Origin of the sequence: uncultured Aquimonas sp., from assembly GCF_937888285.1 — a bacterium.
GTDB lineage: Bacteria > Pseudomonadota > Gammaproteobacteria > Xanthomonadales > Xanthomonadaceae > Aquimonas.
In genome coordinates this window covers 127,829-144,528 of the sequence record NZ_CALART010000111.1, presented here as the reverse complement: position 1 = coordinate 144,528, position 16,700 = coordinate 127,829, and the positions used below count along the sequence as shown (strand labels likewise).

At 68.9% G+C, this 16,700-nt stretch carries 14 protein-coding genes; 9 read left to right on the top strand and 5 right to left on the bottom strand.

All coding sequences use genetic code 11. The features are described 5' to 3' along the window. Position 1 precedes the first annotated feature (1 nt). From Q0654_RS21245 to dxs, 6 genes are all read left to right on the top strand, one after another. The gene (locus tag Q0654_RS21245; protein WP_298857168.1) at positions 2-511 is read left to right on the top strand and encodes an LEA type 2 family protein; all 510 of its coding nucleotides are present in this window, start codon (positions 2-4) and stop codon (positions 509-511) included. 28 nt (positions 512-539) lie between these two features. Next, on the top strand, positions 540-2,336 hold the full coding sequence (locus tag Q0654_RS21240) for an acyl-CoA dehydrogenase C-terminal domain-containing protein (RefSeq protein ID WP_298857166.1): 1,797 nt from the start codon (positions 540-542) through the stop codon (positions 2,334-2,336). A 98-nt stretch (positions 2,337-2,434) separates the two neighbouring features. Then, positions 2,435-2,923, top strand: coding sequence for an N-acetyltransferase (locus Q0654_RS21235; RefSeq protein WP_298857164.1), 489 nt, complete (start codon positions 2,435-2,437; stop codon positions 2,921-2,923). 286 nt (positions 2,924-3,209) lie between these two features. After that, complete coding sequence (locus tag Q0654_RS21230) at positions 3,210-3,824, top strand: HNH endonuclease (RefSeq protein ID WP_298857162.1); 615 nt, start codon at positions 3,210-3,212, stop codon at positions 3,822-3,824. Between the two features lie 111 nt (positions 3,825-3,935). Further along, positions 3,936-5,015, top strand: coding sequence for a hypothetical protein (locus Q0654_RS21225; protein WP_298857160.1), 1,080 nt, complete (start codon positions 3,936-3,938; stop codon positions 5,013-5,015). A 227-nt stretch (positions 5,016-5,242) separates the two neighbouring features. After that, on the top strand, positions 5,243-7,144 hold the full coding sequence (gene dxs / locus Q0654_RS21220) for a 1-deoxy-D-xylulose-5-phosphate synthase (protein ID WP_298857157.1): 1,902 nt from the start codon (positions 5,243-5,245) through the stop codon (positions 7,142-7,144). Between the two features lie 80 nt (positions 7,145-7,224). Here the strand turns inward: dxs and ahpF are convergent, their stop codons facing one another. The 5 genes from ahpF to xrtH all read right to left on the bottom strand — a co-directional run bounded on the left by ahpF (position 7,225) and on the right by xrtH (position 12,184). Then, entirely contained in the window at positions 7,225-8,802 is a 1,578-nt protein-coding gene (gene ahpF, locus Q0654_RS21215) for an alkyl hydroperoxide reductase subunit F (protein WP_298857155.1), read from the bottom strand. Positions 8,803-9,019: 217 nt separating this feature from the next. Next, positions 9,020-9,583, bottom strand: a complete 564-nt coding sequence (gene ahpC, locus Q0654_RS21210) for an alkyl hydroperoxide reductase subunit C (protein WP_298857154.1) — start codon at positions 9,581-9,583, stop codon at positions 9,020-9,022. A gap of 370 nt (positions 9,584-9,953) precedes the next feature. Continuing rightward, positions 9,954-10,652 (bottom strand): response regulator transcription factor, encoded by a 699-nt coding sequence (locus Q0654_RS21205; RefSeq protein ID WP_298857152.1) that lies wholly within the window; start codon positions 10,650-10,652, stop codon positions 9,954-9,956. 130 nt (positions 10,653-10,782) lie between these two features. Continuing rightward, positions 10,783-11,616 carry an NAD-dependent epimerase/dehydratase family protein gene (locus tag Q0654_RS21200; protein WP_298857150.1) on the bottom strand — a complete coding sequence of 278 codons (834 nt, stop codon included), beginning with the start codon at positions 11,614-11,616 and terminating at the stop codon, positions 10,783-10,785. Between the two features lie 40 nt (positions 11,617-11,656). Continuing rightward, a complete protein-coding gene (gene xrtH / locus Q0654_RS21195) occupies positions 11,657-12,184 on the bottom strand; it encodes an exosortase H (protein WP_298857148.1) in 528 nt (175 codons plus the stop codon). Between the two features lie 45 nt (positions 12,185-12,229). Here xrtH and Q0654_RS21190 point away from each other — a divergent pair, with 45 nt between their 5' ends. The 3 genes from Q0654_RS21190 to Q0654_RS21180 all read left to right on the top strand — a co-directional run bounded on the left by Q0654_RS21190 (position 12,230) and on the right by Q0654_RS21180 (position 16,700). After that, a complete protein-coding gene (locus Q0654_RS21190; RefSeq protein ID WP_298857146.1) occupies positions 12,230-12,811 on the top strand; it encodes a shikimate kinase in 582 nt (193 codons plus the stop codon). Next, entirely contained in the window at positions 12,798-13,868 is a 1,071-nt protein-coding gene (gene aroB, locus Q0654_RS21185) for a 3-dehydroquinate synthase (protein ID WP_298857144.1), read from the top strand. Before Q0654_RS21190 ends, aroB begins: the two co-directional genes overlap by 14 nt. 114 nt (positions 13,869-13,982) lie before the next feature. Beyond that, a complete protein-coding gene (locus Q0654_RS21180; RefSeq protein ID WP_298857141.1) occupies positions 13,983-16,700 on the top strand; it encodes an HAD-IC family P-type ATPase in 2,718 nt (905 codons plus the stop codon).

The window sequence follows — 16,700 nt, the reverse complement described above, 5'->3', positions numbered from 1 at the left end:
CATGAATCCATCGCGCTCGACGCCACCGCAACACCACCTCCGCGCCCGTCCTCTGCTGTGGCTGCTTGTAGCGATCCTGGCCGGCCTGCTGGGCGCTTGCGCAAGCGGCCCGAAGAAGCGGATCTTCCCGCCCAGCGCCAGCGTGCAGGAACTGCGCGTGCTGGATGACGGACGCTGGGAGCTCGATCTGCGCGTGCAGAACTTCAGCACGGTGGCGATGCGCTTCGAGCAGCTGCGTGCGGAACTCAGCGTCGCCGGCGAACCGGCTGCCGCAATCGACCATGCCGTGGCCGACAGCGTCCCGCCCAACAGCGCCGAGGTCGTGCGGATCACGCTGACGCCCTCCCCCAGCGCGGCCACTGCGGTGCGCGATGCGCTGCAGTCAAGGCGCGGCCTTGGCTACCGGCTGGCCGGCACCCTCTCCACCAGCGAACCCGGCACCCGCCAGGACCGCTTCGAATTCGACAGCGCGCTGACCCCGATGCCGGGGCTTGAAGGCGTGCTGCGCTGATCCCCAAACGAGCCCACGAGACTCCGCCATGAACAGCTACCGCGCCCCTGTCCGCGACCTGCGCTTCGCCCTGCATGACCTGGTCGGCTTTGAAGCCCACGCCGCCAAGCTGCCCGGCGGCGAGAACTTCAACCGCGAGCTGGTCGACGCGGTGCTCGACGAGGCCGCGCGCTTTGCCGAGCAGGTGCTGGCGCCCATCAACATGAGCGCGGATGCCGAAGGCTGCGCGCACGACAGGGACAGCGGCGCGGTGCGCACGCCCAAGGGCTTTCGCGAGGCCTACGCGCAGTTCGTGGAAGGCGGTTGGAGCGGATTGACCGCGCCCGAAGAGTTCGGCGGCCAGGGCCTGCCGGAGCTGGTCGGCGCGGCCTTCAAGGAAATGCTCGACGCCGCCAACCTGAGCTGGGGCAACTACCCCCTGCTGTCGCACGGCGCCACCGAGGCGCTCAAGCACCACGGCGAAGCCTGGCAGCAGGAGGTGTTCCTGAAGCCGATCGTCGAGGGCCGCTGGACCGGCACCATGTGCCTGACCGAGCCGCACTGCGGCTCGGATCTCGCGCTGCTCAAAACCCGCGCCGAGCCTCAGGCCGACGGCAGCTACGCGGTCTCCGGCACCAAGATCTTCATCACCGGCGGCGAGCACGACCTCACCGACAACATCGTGCATCTCGTGCTGGCGCGCCTGCCGGATGCACCGGCCGGCACCAAGGGCATCTCGCTGTTCATCGTGCCCAAGTTCAAGGTGGCCAAAGACGGTGCCGTCGGCGAGCGCAACGCAGTGCGCTGCGGCAGCATCGAGCACAAGATGGGCATCCACGGCTCGGCCACCTGTGTGATGAACTTCGACGCGGCCCAGGGCTGGCTGATCGGCCAGCACAACAAGGGCCTGAATGCGATGTTCACCATGATGAACTCGGCAAGGCTGGCGGTCGGCATCCAGGGCCTGGGCCTGATCGATCGTGCCTACCAGAACGCACTGGCCTACTCGCGCGACCGCCTGCAGATGCGCTCGCTGTCGGGGCCCAAGCGCCCCGACAAGCCGGCCGACCCGCTGATCGTGCACCCGGACATCCGCCGCATGCTGCTGACCTGCAAGGCCTTCGCCGAGAGCGGCCGGGCACTGGCCCTGCATGCCGCCAGCCTGGTCGACCTGGTCGACAAGGCGCAGACGCCGGAGGCGCGCGCCGAGGCCGACGCGCTGCTCAGCTTCCTCACCCCGATCGTCAAGGGCGTGCTGACCGAGGCTTCGGTGGAGTGCACCTACCACGCCCTGCAGTGCTTCGGTGGCCACGGCTACGTGCGCGAATGGGGCATGGAGCAGCTGGCGCGCGATGCGCGCATCACCACCATCTATGAGGGCACGACGCAGATCCAGGCGCTGGACCTGCTCGGCCGCAAGGTCATCCAGCAGCAGGGTGCCGGCTTCAAACTGTTCCTCGGCATGATCGTCGACTTCTGCAGCGCCAACACCGGCAAGCCCGAGCTGGCCGAGTTCATCGCGCCACTGGCGCAGGCGGCGCAGGACTGGCAGCAGCTGACCATGGAAATCGCCCAGCGCGTGCAGAAGAACCCCGAGGAACTGGGCGCTGCGGCCGTCGACTACCTGTTCTATTCGGGCTACGTCACCCTCGCCTACTGGTCGGCGCGCGCGGTCGCGGCCGCCGATGCCGGCGCCCATGCGGACGACTTCCGCCAGGCCAAGCGCGAAACCGCGCGCTTCTTCTTCAAGCGCCTGCTGCCGCGCACGCTGGGCCACGCGGCCACCATCCGCGCCGGCAGCGACAGCCTGATGGCGCTCGACGAATCCCTGTTCGCCATCGCCTGACACCGGGGGCGGGCCGGCGCTGGCCGGCCCGCCCTTCCCCCGCCCGCGCGGACGGGGTAAAACAGTGCCTCCTCCACTGCACGCTTGCACGCGAACCAATGCACATCCAGGCCGGTGACACCGAGCTGTTGATCCGTTCCGCCGAAGCCGACGACGACGATTTCATCCTGGGGCTGGTCGAACGCCTCGTCGATTTCGAGCTGCCGAAGTGGCGCAAGAAGAACGTGGTCTCGGAGGGCATCCGCCGCGACCTGATCAAGCATCTGGAGAACCAGCCACCGGGGTCCTTCCTGTTCGTGGCCGAGGACGCCAGCGACGGCAAGCGGCTGGGCTTTCTGCACCTGCAGACGGTCACCGATTTCTTCACCGGCCACCTGAACTGCCATGTTTCGGATGTCGCTGTCGCCAAGGGAGCCGACGGCAAAGGCATCGGGCGCGCCTTGATCGGCTACGCCGAAGACTTCGCCCGCGAGCACCGCTGCGAGCGGCTGACGCTGGCGGTGTTTCCCGGCAACACGCGCGCTCGAGAGCTTTACGAAGGCATCGGTTTCGGCGTCGAGCTGCTGCGGATGACCAAGCCGCTGTGAGCGGCGGTACCGCGGCCTGATCCGCGGGGGCGCAGCGCGACCGTTCGCCTGGCCCGGCCCCGGGGCGACGCGCGAGCCATGCCGAGACGCCGCGGTCACCCATGCTTCGCGCAAACCGGCTATGCTCGGGCTCGCTCGCGCGTGCCATCGCAACGCGCATGGCCGGCTGAGTGCTTGACACGGCGGCGCATCCACGGCTCCGCTCCGCCTGCGCTCCTCCGACTATGGCGCGTCTCGCATCCGCGAGGCGCCATCGTCTCCGGAGGATCGGAAAGGAGCATCCAGCATGCAGTCAGCGGCATCACTGGCCCCCGAACTTGAGCGCACCCTTGAGCGCACCCGCGTACTCTCGCTCGACGCACATGGCCGCATCCTGGACTGGATGAGCTGGCAGGACGCGGTCTGCCTGTACGTGCGCGAAGCGGTGGCCTGGACCCTCGGTCAACCTTGCGCCGTGGTTCGGGGCGGCTTCAACCGCGCGCGCGGCCGACAGAGCATGATCACGCTGCATCCGATCGTGGCGGCTCGCGGCCATGCCCGGCCTTCGGCGATCGACCCGGCGCCAGCGCTGAACAATACCGCCCTGTTTGCACGTGACCGGCACCTCTGCCTGTACTGCGGCGACCACTTCGGTCGCCACGAGCTGACCCGCGACCACGTGGTGCCGACCTCGCGCGGCGGCCGCGATGTCTGGACCAATGTGGTCAGCGCATGCCTTGCCTGCAATCTGCGCAAGGGCAACCGTACGCCGCAGGAAGCACGCATGCCGCTGCTGGCCGTGCCCTACCGGCCGAGTTGGGTCGAACACCTGATCCTCTCCAACCGCAATATCCTGGCCGATCAGATGGAGTTCCTGCGCGGACACCTGCCGAAGCGGGGGCCAGGCATGCGGCCGAATTGACGCTCGCGTTCGATTCGTCAACACTGCCGGGCTTCATGCAAGGCCGCATTCGACGGCCGCACGCTGCAACGTTCCCGTGCGGATGCGCCGGTCCGCACGTCAGGGGGGTTCATGGCACAGTTCCGCAAGATCGCCTTGTCCGGCTTCAGCCGGGCGGACGAGGCCAGTTTCACCCAGCTGTTCAAGGCGGCCGCAGCGCGCAGTGGCGGCGGCTTCGAGCTGTGCGCAGAGGCCGATGCGCAGGCGCTGATCATCGATGCCGACTCCATCTACGGACAGATGGGGCTGATGCAGGCCCAGGCCTCGGGCAAGCTGCTGATCGCGATCACCGCCGGCAGCCGCGCCGATGCCGACCACAAGCTGGACAGCCCGGTCAGCGAAGACGCCCTGGTCAACCTGATGTCACGACTCGCCGGCGAGAGCTCGCGAGCGGATCGCCCAGCCCCCAAGCCGCAGTCGCAGCCACAGCCGCTGGCGGGCACGCCGAACGCGCCCGCCGCCGCGTCGCCGGCGCCCGCCGCGAGCACTCCGCCGGCTCCCGCGCCGGCGCAGTCGAAGCCCAGCGCGGCGCCAGCGCCACCGGCGGCAATGCCTGCAGCAGCACCGAGCGCGCCCGAACCGCCGCGCGCGCGCAGCCTGTTCGAGCACCTCCAGCCCGGCGTGCTGCTGCAACCGGTGCAGATCCAGCGCGGCGATGCGCCGAAGCTGGTGATCGACCCCGCCTCCCGCACCTATCTGGGCGGCGCCGCACTCAAGCCCTATGCCGCCTACCTCGGCTCGGCGCTCGGCGATCGCGAGCTGCAGCCCGTTCCTTCCGCGCGTCTCGGCGAACTGGAAGCGGAGCTGGGCGGCCGTCAACCGATCCAGCGCCTGCTCTGGCTGGCGGCCCTGCACGCCGGCGAGGGCCAGCTGATCGGCTTCGATCCCGCCACCCGCTTCAAGCTGGGCAAGTGGCCGCAGATCGAGCGCGAGTTCCCAAAGCACTTCCGCATCGCCACCGTAATGATGAAGGCCCCGGCGACGGTCGATGAGATCGCCGCGGCCTCAGGCGCCAGCCGCGAAGAGGTCTGCGACCTGCTGAATGCCTACCTCGCCACCGGCTTCGCCGAACCCGAACAGGTCCAGGCCAGCGTCGCGGCCGAGACCGCGCGCACCGGGCTGCTGGATCGACTGCGTGGCTTGAGGGGCTGAGGAGCGGGGACTGGGAATTGGGGATCGCCAACCCAGGGCGCCACTCCAATGTTTTTTGATTCTGCTACGCCCCTCCACCCAACCGGGTGCGCTTGACGCGCAAGGCTGAACGCAAGCACACCGCAACCCCGCTTCTCACGAATCCCCAATCCCCAATCCCGAATCCCGCGCGCCCAGCGGGGCGCGCTGCTGTTGCCCTCCCCCCCGCGAGGCCGGACAATTCGCGGATGATCGACCCCAATCGCTATCCCCTGCTGGCGCGCATCGACGCGCCGGCGCAGCTGCGTGAGCTTTCCGAAGACCAGCTGCCGCAGGCCGCCGCCGAGCTGCGCGCCTATCTGATCGAGTCCGTCGGCAAGAGCGGTGGCCACTTCGGCGCCGGCCTCGGCGTGGTCGAGCTCACCGTCGCCCTGCACTGGGCCTTCAATACGCCCGACGACCGCCTGGTCTGGGACGTGGGCCACCAGTGCTACCCGCACAAGATCCTCACCGGCCGTCGCGACACGATCCACACGGTCAAGCAGAAGGATGGCGTGGCGCCCTTTCCGAAGCGCGAGGAAAGCGCCTACGACACCTTCGGCGTCGGCCACAGTTCGACCTCGATCTCGGCCGCGCTGGGCATGGCCATCGCCTGCCAGGCCAAGGGCGACCCGCGCAAGGTCGTGGCCATCATCGGCGACGGCGCGATGACCGCCGGCATGGCCTACGAAGCGTTGAACCATGCCGGCGGCATGGAGCCACCGCCCAACCTGCTGGTCATCCTCAATGACAACCGGATGTCGATCTCCGAAAACGTCGGCGGCATGACCAAGATGTTCGGACGCATCACCGCCAGCCGCACACTCAACGCGATGCGCGAAGGCGGCAAGAAACTGCTGGGCTCCAAGCGCAGCAACCCGGCCGCGCGCTTCGTGCGGCGCTGGGAAGAGCATTGGAAAGGCATGTTCGTGCCTTCGACCCTGTTCGAGGAAATGGGCTTCCACTACACCGGACCCATCGACGGCCATGACCTCGGCCAGCTGGTCGGCGCGCTGAGTACGCTGAAGAACCTCGATGGTCCGCAGCTGCTGCACGTCATCACTACCAAGGGCAAGGGCTACGAGCTCGCCGAGGGTGACCAGATCGGCTACCACGCGGTCGGACCCTTTGATCCGGACAAGGGTCTGGTCGCCAAGGGCGGCGCCAAGAAGCCCACTTACACCGACGTGTTCTCGGACTGGCTCTGCGACATGGCGGCTGCCGACCCACAGCTGATGGGCATAACCCCAGCGATGCGCGAGGGCTCGGGCCTGGTGCGCTTCAGCAAGGAGTATCCGGCGCGCTACTTCGACGTGGCGATCGCCGAGCAGCATGCGGTGACGCTTGCGGCGGGCATGGCCTGCGAAGGCGCGAAGCCGGTGGTCGCGATCTATTCCACCTTTCTGCAGCGCGCGTACGACCAGCTGATCCACGACGTCGCCCTGCAGGACCTCGACGTGCTGTTCGCGATCGACCGCGCAGGCGTGGTCGGTCCGGATGGCGCCACCCATGCCGGCACCTTCGATCTGTCCTACCTGCGCTGCATCCCCAACATGCTGGTGATGGCGCCGTCGGATGAGAACGAGTGCAGGCAGATGCTGAGCACCGGCTTCAAGCACGCAGGCCCCGCGGCCGTGCGCTACCCGCGCGGCACCGGCCCGGGCGTGGCGGTGCAGCCCGGCTTGGACACGCTGCCAATCGGTCGCGCCGACCTGCGCCGCCGCGGCCGCCGCCTCGCGATCCTGAGCTTCGGCGCCCTGCTGCCGGCCGCGCTGGCCGCGGGCGAGGCACTCGACGCCACCGTCGTCAACATGCGCTTCGTGCGCCCGCTCGACCGCGAGCTGGTGCTGGAGCTGGCGCGCAGCCACGAGGCTTTCGTGACGATCGAAGACAACGCCGTGCTCGGCGGCGCCGGCAGCGGCGTGGCCGAACTGCTGGCCGCGGAAGGCGTGCAGCTGCCGGTGCTGCACCTCGGCCTGCCCGACGAGTACCTGGAACATGCCGGCCGCGAAGAGCTTCTGGCCATGGTCGGCCTCGATGCCGCCGGCGTGCTGGCCAGCGTCCGCGCGCGTTTTCCGGAAGTGACGCCGGCCAAGGTGGTTGGCGGCTGAGCCTGTCGCTTTGCTACGCCCAATGAAAACGCCCCGCATGCGCGGGGCGTTTTCGTTTGCAGCGTTGTGGATGCCGAGGATCAGGCCGCCTTGGCCTGCTCGCCGGGCGCGCTGGCGCGCATCAGGTGGTCGAAGGCGCCGAGCGACGCGGTGGCGCCTGCCCCCATGGCGATGATGATCTGCTTATAGGGCACAGTGGTGCAGTCGCCGGCCGCGTACACGCCAGGCAGCGAGGTCTTGCCGTGGGCGTCGATCTCGATTTCGCCGCGCGGCGACAGGGCAAGCGTGCCCCGCAGCCACTCGGTGTTCGGCAGCAGACCAATCTGCACGAAGATGCCCTCAAGCTCGATGCGCTGGATCTCCAGGCTGCCGCGGTCGCGCCAGTTCAGGCCAGTGACCTTCTCGCCGTCGCCCAACACCTCGGTGGTCTGCGCGTTCACCAGGATCTCGACGTTCGGCAGGCTGCGCAGCTTGCGCTGCAGCACCTCGTCAGCGCGGAGCTTGGTGTCGAACTCGACGAGGGTGACGTGGCTGACGATGCCGGCGAGATCAATCGCCGCCTCCACACCGGAGTTGCCGCCGCCAATCACCGCCACGCGCTTGCCGCGGAACAGCGGACCATCGCAGTGCGGGCAATAGGCCACGCCCTTGTTGCGGTACTCCTCCTCGCCGGGCACGCCCATCTGCCGCCAGCGTGCGCCGGTCGACAGCACCACGCTGCGCGCTTTAAGCGAGGCACCGCTTTCCAGCTTGATCTCGACCAGGCCATCAGCGCCGGCCGGCATGAGTTCAGCCGCGCGCTGCAGCGGCATCACGTCGACCTCGTAGTCCTTGACGTGCTGCTCCATCTGCGCGACCAGCTTCGGACCCTCGGTGTGGTTGACCGAGATGAAGTTCTCGATGCCCAGCGTGTCCATCACCTGGCCACCGAAGCGCTCGGCCACCAGCCCGGTGCGGATGCCCTTGCGGGCCGCGTAGATCGCCGCGGACGCGCCGGCCGGGCCACCGCCGACCACCAGCATGTCGAAGGCCTCCTTGGCGGCGATCTTTTCGGCCGCACGGGCGGCAGCACCTGTATCGAGCTTGGCCAGGATTTCGGCGAGGGTCATGCGGCCGCTGGCCCAGGGCTGGCCGTTCAGGTAGACGCTGGGCACGGCCATCACCTGGCGCTGCTCGACCTCGTCCTGGAACAGGGCGCCATCAATGGCGATGTGCTTCACGCCGGGATTCAGCACGGCCAGCAGGTTCAGGGCCTGGACGACGTCGGGACAGTTCTGGCAGGACAGCGAGAAGTAGGTTTCGAAGACGTAGTCGCCCTTGAGCGCCTTCGCCTGTTCGATCACGTCGGCGTCCTCGCGTGGCGGATGGCCGCCCACCTGCAGCAGGGCCAGCACCAGCGAGGTGAACTCGTGGCCCATCGGCAGTCCAGCAAAGGCGACCGCGATCTCGGTGCCGGCGCGGCGGATCTCGAACGAAGGCACGCGCTCGGCGGCGAGCGTGCCGACCGTGATCTTGTCCGAGAGCGCGGCGATGTCCTCGATCAGCGCGCGCAGCTCTTCCGAGGCCTCGCCCGAATCGAGCGCGGCGTTCAGTTCGATCGGCAGCTGCAGCTTTTCCAGATAGGCGGCGAGCTGGGCTTTCAGGTTGGCGTCGAGCATGGCGGTACTCCTGGGGAGGGGAGGCTCGGGGGCAGGCGGGCTTGCGCCTGTGGTCTCCATGGACACAAGACGACAGGCGCAAGCGCGCGAGAGGGAGAGGTGATTCAGAGTCCTGTCCCGGCGTGCGCCGGGACAGGCGAGGCGGCACCGATGGATGCCTGGGCCCGCTCGCCGCTTCGCGTTGCAGTCGCGGCGACGGGCCTCTTGGACGTGCTGCTTAGATCTTGCCGACCAGGTCCAGCGAGGGAGCCAGGGTCTTGGCACCTTCCTTCCACTTGGCCGGGCAGACCTGGCCGGGATTGGCGGCGGTGTACTGCGCGGCCTTCAGCTTGCGCAGGGTCTCGGTGACGTCGCGCGCGATCTCGTTGCTGTGCACTTCGGCGGTCTTGATGACGCCTTCCGGGTTGATCACGAAGGTGCCGCGCAGGGCAAGACCTTCCTCTTCGATGTGCACGCCGAAGGCGCGGGTCAGCTGGTGGGTCGGGTCACCCACCAGCGGGAACTTGGCCTTGCCCACCGCCGGCGAGGTCTCGTGCCACACCTTGTGCGAGAAGTGGGTGTCGGTGGTGACGATATAGACCTCGGCGCCGGCCTTCTGGAACTCGGCGTAGTTCTCGGCGGCGTCCTCGACTTCGGTCGGGCAGTTGAAGGTGAAGGCGGCCGGCATGAAGATCAGGACCGACCACTTGCCCTTCAGGCTGGCGTCGGTGACTTCGATGAACTTGCCGTTGTGGAAGGCCTGGGCCTTGAAGGCCTGCACGGGGGTGTTGATCAGGGACATGCGGGATCTCCTGGGGTGGGGAAGTGCGAAAGCTTCGCGAATGAAACTGGCCGCAATGGTAGGCAGCGCCTATCAAGGGGTAAAGAAGATTTCGTGAATTGCTGCGATAGCGAAATCCTATCAAGCAGCGCATCGACTCCCAGTGAACGCCTCGACAAGGCCGAAGACACTGATCTACATGTATTTTCTCTCAGGCCGCAGCCGAACACCTTGACCGAACGATAGCTGAAGGCGATGAAAGACTCGGCTACCGCTCGCCTCTTGCTGGGGCGCAGCAGGCGCCAAAGCAGAACGCCCGCTGGCGGGCAGCGGGCGCTTCGCTGATCGGGCGGTGAAGACCGCGTGGAGCCGTGCAGTTCGAGGCGGAGGCTCAGCCGGCTTCGAGTCGATAGCCGTGCTGATAGACCGCGTTCAGTCGCCAGCCGTGTTCCCCGGCCAGCTCCAGCTTCTTGCGCAGGCGGCTGATGTGGGTGTCCACCGTGCGGGTGGCGACATCGCTGCGGATGTTCCAGACACCTTCGAGCAGGGCCTCGCGACTGACCACGCGGCCACGGCGGCGGAACAGGAAAGCCGCGAGATCGAATTCGCGCTCGGTCAGGCTGATGTCGCGGCCCTCCATGCTGATCCGGCGTCGACTGTAGTCGATGACATAAGGCGGCAGCTCCTCGACGCTGGCCGCATCCTGACCAAGCCCGACGCGGCGCAGCATGGCGTCAACTCGGGCCAGCAGTTCGCCCTGCCTTGGCGGCTTCGACAGGTAATCGTCGGCACCGGCGCGCAGGCCGGCCACCACGTCGGATTCGTCATTGCGCGCAGTCAGGAAAATCACCGGCAGGCGCGTATGCCCGTCGCGACGCAGCCAGGTCAGGACATCCAGCCCGCTCTCGTCGGGGAGGTTCCAGTCGAGCAGCAGCAGATCCACGGACTCCACCCCGAGGCGGCGCCGGAAATCGCCGGCGTCCTCGTAGTGGCGCACGGTGAAGCCGGCCTGTTCGAGCCAGAAACCGTAAAGTGCCGCCTGATCGGGATCATCCTCGACCAGCCCGACCAAGCCTGCCGCTTCAGCCATGTAGCCTGCTCCTGCATGTGCGCGCCCGCCGAACTGGTTTGCGCGACCGGCGCCTGCAAAATGCAGACCAGCGGTCGCCCGTGTCGGGGCGGCATCCGGGCTAAAAAAAATGTGACGGCACTATAGCCGCTCACTCCGTCTCCTGCAGCAGTGACGAATAGCCCAGTCGGAAATCGGGGTAATTCGGGACGAATCCGGCCGCGAAGAGGCGCTTCGGGGCGATCCGACGGCCGCTCTCGGGCGCCCCTTGCAGGCTGGGAGGCGGACATCCCAAGCGCTCCGCCAGCCAGGCGAGCACCACGTCCTCGCGCGCCGGCGCGCCGTCGCTGACGATCATCGCGCCCTCAAGCGACGGGCGATCCAGGGCGAATGCGATCGCCGCCGCCGCATCATCGGCATGGATGCGATTACCCCAATGGGGCTTGGCCGGCTGGCCCGACGCCGCGCGCCGCAGCATCATGCGCCGCCCCGGGCCGTAGATGCCGGCCAGACGCAGCGCAAGGAAGTGCGGAACGAGCGCCGCAAGGCTGCGCTCGGCCTCCAGCAGCAGCTGTCCGTTGAAGCTGTCCGCTGTGGCCGGGCTGTCATCGTCGATCCAGCGCCCGTCATCGCCGGCGTAGACCGCCGTGCTGGAGACGAACAGCCAGCGCGGCGAAGCCGGCAGCAGCGCTTGGACCAGGTTGAGCGGCGCCTCGATGTAGGCGCGCCGGTAGCCCGCTGCGTCACGGCTTGCCGGCGTCATGGTGCAGATGACGGCATCGATCGCTTCGGGCAGGCGCTGAAGGCTGTGCGGATCGAAGAGATCGGCTGCGACGGGCTGCACCCTCGGCGGAAGTGCCGCCACGTTGCGACGCAGCCCAAAGACCTCGTCCCCCGCCGCAAGCAGCAGTCGCGCCAGCCGGCCACCCAGGTCGCCGCAGCCGGCGATCAACACGCGACGCGGGCGTCGGATCGGCGGATTCACGCGACTGGCCAGAGGCTCGATTCCAGCGGGGCGCCGCGCATCACGCCGCGGCCGGCTCGCCCGGCGAACTCGGCGGCGGCGGTCGCCGCGGCGTCTTCGGCAGATAGCGCAGCCAGATCAGCCAGACCGCCAGCGCGTCGAGGACAATCAGGGCCTGCCACAAATAGAGGTGGAACCAGTCGAAGGCGACCTGGCTCCACTGGCCCATGTAGAACAGGCTGATGATGCGCACCAGGTTCAGGGCCTGGATGCAGAAAAAGCCGATCACCGCGCCGATCAGTTTGTGCTTCCAGGGTGAGGGGAAGGCCACGAGCGCCGAGATCAGGATGATCACCGCCTCGATGCCGTCGCAGCCGGGCGCGATCGCCACCGCGAAGCCGTTGGTGGTGCTCTGGATGATCACGCCTTCGGCGTGAACGTTCGCATCGAACATCATGATCAGGTGCGCACTGATATCGGCCAGCACGCCGGTGAAGGGCTCGGTCACGTACTTCGTGCCGTAGGTGCTGATGCGCGCCGCGAACAGCGTGATCAGCAGGCCCATGAAAATGAGGAAGAAGCGCAGCATCGGCGACACCCGGGGAAGACCAGCCGGCGATGCTAGCATCCGCCCATGAATCCCGCGTCGAACCTCATCCTGGTCGGGCCGATGGGCGCCGGCAAGAGCACCATCGGTCGACGCCTGTCCAAGCGCTTCGGGCTGCGCTTCATCGATCTTGATCGCGAGATCGAACAGCGCTGCGGCGCGCGCATTCCGCTGATCTTCGAACACGAGGGCGAAGCGGGCTTCCGCGAACGCGAGCATGCCACCCTGGCCGCGGTCCTCGGCAGCAGCGCCGGCGGCCTGCTGCTGGCCACCGGCGGCGGCGCGGTGCTGCGCGCAGACAATCGCGAGCTGCTGCGCGGCGCTGGCTTCGTGGTCTGGCTGCGGACCTCGGTCGAGGAGCAGCTGAAGCGCCTGCGAAACGACGGCAGCCGGCCGCTGCTGGCCGTACCCGACCGCGACCAGCGCCTGGCCGACATGGCCCGCCTGCGCGACCCGCTGTACCGCGAGGTCTGCGACCTGGTGTTCGAGTCCAACCAGTCCCACGTCGGATCGGCGGCGGATCGCCTCGCCCGCGTGCTCGATCGCCGCTGGCGGCGGCCCCTCCCCTTGTCCCCGAGTCCCGGACCCGAATCCCGTGCGCAGTCTTGACGTCCAGCTCGCCGAGCGCAGCTATCCCATCCACATCGGCCCCGGACTGCTGCAGAACAGTTCGCTGTGGCGGCCGCTGCTGCCCGGGCGGCAGGTACTGGTGGTCTGCGATGACCCTGTGGCCGGCCACTACCTGCAGCGCGTGCGCGCCGGCCTCGACGGCCTGGACCACGCCAGCCTGGTGCTGCCACCAGGCGAGCAGGAGAAGACCCTCGCCCGCTTCGGCGAGGCCATCGACGCGCTGGCAGGGCTGCGCGCGAACCGCGATGCCTGTGTGATCGCCCTCGGCGGTGGCGTGGTCGGCGATCTGGCCGGCTTCGCCGCCGCCTGCTGGATGCGCGGCATCGCCTTCATCCAGATGCCCACCACCCTGCTGGCCATGGTCGACTCCTCGGTCGGCGGCAAGACCGCCGTCGACCTGCCGCAGGGCAAGAACCTGGTCGGCGCCTTCCACCAGCCGCGCGCGGTGATCGCCGATACCGACACCCTCGCCACCTTGCCCGATCGCGAGCTGCGCGCAGGGCTCGCCGAGGTGGTCAAGTACGGCGCCATCTTCGATGCGGGCTTCCTCGACTGGCTGGACGACCATGCCGATGCGCTGCTGGCGCGCGATGCCGACACGCTGGCCGAAGCCATCCTGCGCAGCTGCCGCTACAAGGCCGACGTGGTTGCCCGCGACGAGACAGAACAGGGCGAGCGCGCCCTGCTGAACTTCGGCCACACCTTCGGCCATGCGTTGGAGACCGCGGGCGGCTACGAGCGCTTCCGCCATGGCGAGGCGGTCGCCCTGGGCATGGTGATCGCGGCCCGGCTGTCGGCGCAGCTCGGCCGGGCGCCGGCAGCGGATGCACGACGCCTGTCGGACCTGCTTGCGCGCCTTGGCCTGCCGGTCGAAATCCCGCCCGGCTTCGATCCCGCCTACCTGCTGCAGCTGATGCGCCTGGACAAGAAAGCCCTGTCGGGCCGGCTGCGCCTGATCCTGTGGAAGCAGGCCGGTGCGGCCGAGATCGTCGCAGGCGTGGACGAAGACGCCGTGCTGGCGGCGCTGGCAGCCTGATCGGCGCTGGGGCGCCCGCCGCGCCAATCGGTCTGCGGCGGAACACTTGAGCAAAGCCCCTCGGCGCGGCGGCTGGCGTGCTTGAATCGGAGGCCGAGCCGCTGGAGACCGCGCATGTCCGCCGACGCAAGAACGCCGCCGAGAAGCCCGATCAGCAGCACGGACTGGCACGCACAGACGACCGCCACCGCGCTGAACGCGCTCGCTGCCAGGGCCACGGGACTGTCATCGGCCGAGGCCGGACGCCGTCTCGCCAGCCACGGACCGAACCGCCTGCCCGAACCGCCGCGGCGCGGCCCGCTGCGGCGCTTCCTGGCCCAGTTCAACAACCTGCTGATCCACGTCCTGCTGGGCGCGGGCCTGCTGACCCTGCTGCTCGACCATGCGTTGGATGCCATCGTCATCTTCGCGGTGGTCCTGCTCAATGCCGTGGTCGGCTTCATCCAGGAGGGCCGCGCCGAGAATGCGCTGGCAGCGATCCGCGGCCTGATTGATCCGCGCTGCCAGGTGCTGCGCGACGGCCAGCGCGTCTCGCTGCCGGCGGAAGACCTGGTCCCGGGCGACGTGGTGCTGCTGGAGGCCGGCGACCGCGTAGCGGCCGACCTGCGCCTGCTGCAGGCCCACAGCCTGCGGATCGACGAAGCCCTCCTGACCGGCGAATCGGTCGCCGCGGAGAAGACCACCGAGCCGGTGGCCGCCGACAGCGCGCTCGGTGATCGCCGCTGTCTCGCCTTCAGCGGCACCCTGGTCGCCACCGGCAGCGCGCGCGGGCTGGTGGTTGCGACCGGTGCCGCCACCGAGCTCGGTCATATCAGCACCCTGATCGGCGAGGTGCAGACCTTGCGCACGCCCTTGATCGAGCGCATGGACCGCTTCGCCCGCCAGCTCACCGTTTTCATCCTCGCGGTGTCGGTGCTGGTGCTGCTGCTGGCGGTCTGGCTGCACGGCACCGACTGGACCGAGGCCTTCCTCGCCGTGGTCGGGCTGGCGGTGGCGGCGATCCCCGAGGGCCTGCCCGCGGTCATGACCATCACCCTGGCGATCGGGGTGCAACGCATGGCCGCGCGCCGCGCCATCGTTCGCCAGCTGCCGGCGGTGGAGACGCTGGGCTCGGTGACCGTGATCTGCTCGGACAAGACCGGCACGCTGACCCGCAACCAGATGAGTGTGGAGCGCCTGGTCGCTGCCGAGGGCGAGGCCCGCATCGAAGGCCTGGGCTACGCGCCACACGGCGAGGTGCACTGGCAGGGCGCCGATCCACCGGCCGAAATCGCCGCCCGCGCCGCGCGCGTCGCCCTGCTCTGCAACGACGCCCGCCTGCTGGCCGAGGACTCCGGCGACTGGGGCGTGCTCGGCGATCCGATGGAGGGCGCGCTGCGCGCCTTCGCGCAGCGGCTTGGCCTGGACGAAGCGGCCGAGCAGAACGCCCATCCTCGGCTCAGTGAGCTGCCCTTCGACAGCGCACATCTCTACATGGCCACCGAGCACCGCATCGGCGACGCGCGCATGGCCCTGGTCAAGGGCGCGCCCGAGCGCGTGCTGGCGCTGTGCGCCGAAGTCGCCGTTGAGGACGGCGCACGCCCGCTGGACACCGATCACTGGCGGCGCCGCGTCGAAGCCCTCGCCGCTGGCGGCCTGCGCGTGCTGGCGCTGGCCGAAGCGCCGCTGCAGGAAGGCCAGGCGCTGGAGCATGCCGCCCTGCCCGGCCGCTGCCGCCTGCTCGGCCTGGTCGGCTTGATCGATCCGCCGCGCGAGGAGGCCGTCCAGGCCGTTGCCGAATGCCGCAGCGCCGGCATGCGGGTGAAGATGATCACCGGCGACCACGCCGCCACTGCGCTGGCGATCGCCCGCGAGCTCGGCCTGCACCAGAGCCCGCGGGTGATCACCGGGCCTGAGCTCGACGCGCTCGATGCGGCGGCCTTCGCCGAGGCCGCGCGCGCCATCCAGGTGTTCGCGCGGGTCACGCCCGAGCACAAGCTGCGCCTGGTCGAAGCCCTGCAGGCGCAGGGCGAGGTGGTGGCGATGACCGGCGACGGCGTCAATGACGCGCCGGCGCTGAAGCGCGCCGAGGTCGGCGTGGCGATGGGCATGAAGGGCACCGAAACCGCCAAGCAGGCCGCCGAGATGGTGCTGGCCGACGACAACTTCGCCACCATCGTCGCCGCCGTGCGCGAGGGCCGGGTGATCTTCGACAACCTGCGCAAGGTCATCGCCTGGACCCTGCCGACCAATGGCGGCGAGGCGCTGGCGATCCTCGCCGCGCTGCTGTTCGGCCTGGCCCTGCCGGTGACCGCCGTGCAGATCCTGTGGATCAACATGGTCACCGCCGTCGCGCTGGGCCTGACGCTGGCCTTCGAGCCGGCCGAGCCGGGCGTCATGCAGCGCGCGCCGCGCGGTCGCAGCGCCCCGCTGCTCGACGGCTTCCTGCTCTGGCGGGTGGCCTTCGTCTCGGTGCTGGTGGTGATCGCCGCCTTCGGCGTGTTCTATGCCAGCCAGGCCGCCGGCTACAGCCTGGAGCTGTCGCGCACGCTCGTGGTCAACACCATCGTGGTGCTGGAGATTTTCTACCTGTTCGCGGTGCGCTACATCGGCGGCAGCTCGCTGAGCTGGCAGGGCGTGCTGGGCACGCCGGCGGTGCTGATCGGCGTCGGCTGCGTGGTGCTGGCGCAGCTGGCCTTCACCTACCTGCCGGCACTGCAGGCGCTGTTCCACACCGAGGCGGTGTCGCTGCGCGACGGCCTGCTGGTGATCGGCATCGGCGTGCTGCTGCTGGTGGTGCTGGAGATCGAGAAGTGGCTGTTCCGGCGTCTGGGGCACAGCCGCAACGGCTAA

What these genes read in the sequence shown, in the direction of transcription:
- Q0654_RS21225 (WP_298857160.1), top strand. Translation starts at nt 3,936, where the DNA reads ATGGCACAGTTCCGCAAGATCGCCTTGTCCGGCTTCAGCCGGGCGGAC.
- Q0654_RS21245 (WP_298857168.1), top strand. Translation starts at nt 2, where the DNA reads ATGAATCCATCGCGCTCGACGCCACCGCAACACCACCTCCGCGCCCGT.
- Q0654_RS21180 (WP_298857141.1), top strand. Translation starts at nt 13,983, where the DNA reads ATGTCCGCCGACGCAAGAACGCCGCCGAGAAGCCCGATCAGCAGCACG.
- ahpC (WP_298857154.1), bottom strand. Translation starts at nt 9,583, where the DNA reads ATGTCCCTGATCAACACCCCCGTGCAGGCCTTCAAGGCCCAGGCCTTC.
- ahpF (WP_298857155.1), bottom strand. Translation starts at nt 8,802, where the DNA reads ATGCTCGACGCCAACCTGAAAGCCCAGCTCGCCGCCTATCTGGAAAAG.
- Q0654_RS21240 (WP_298857166.1), top strand. Translation starts at nt 540, where the DNA reads ATGAACAGCTACCGCGCCCCTGTCCGCGACCTGCGCTTCGCCCTGCAT.
- xrtH (WP_298857148.1), bottom strand. Translation starts at nt 12,184, where the DNA reads ATGCTGCGCTTCTTCCTCATTTTCATGGGCCTGCTGATCACGCTGTTC.
- Q0654_RS21190 (WP_298857146.1), top strand. Translation starts at nt 12,230, where the DNA reads ATGAATCCCGCGTCGAACCTCATCCTGGTCGGGCCGATGGGCGCCGGC.
- Q0654_RS21230 (WP_298857162.1), top strand. Translation starts at nt 3,210, where the DNA reads ATGCAGTCAGCGGCATCACTGGCCCCCGAACTTGAGCGCACCCTTGAG.
- Q0654_RS21235 (WP_298857164.1), top strand. Translation starts at nt 2,435, where the DNA reads ATGCACATCCAGGCCGGTGACACCGAGCTGTTGATCCGTTCCGCCGAA.
- Q0654_RS21205 (WP_298857152.1), bottom strand. Translation starts at nt 10,652, where the DNA reads ATGGCTGAAGCGGCAGGCTTGGTCGGGCTGGTCGAGGATGATCCCGAT.
- dxs (WP_298857157.1), top strand. Translation starts at nt 5,243, where the DNA reads ATGATCGACCCCAATCGCTATCCCCTGCTGGCGCGCATCGACGCGCCG.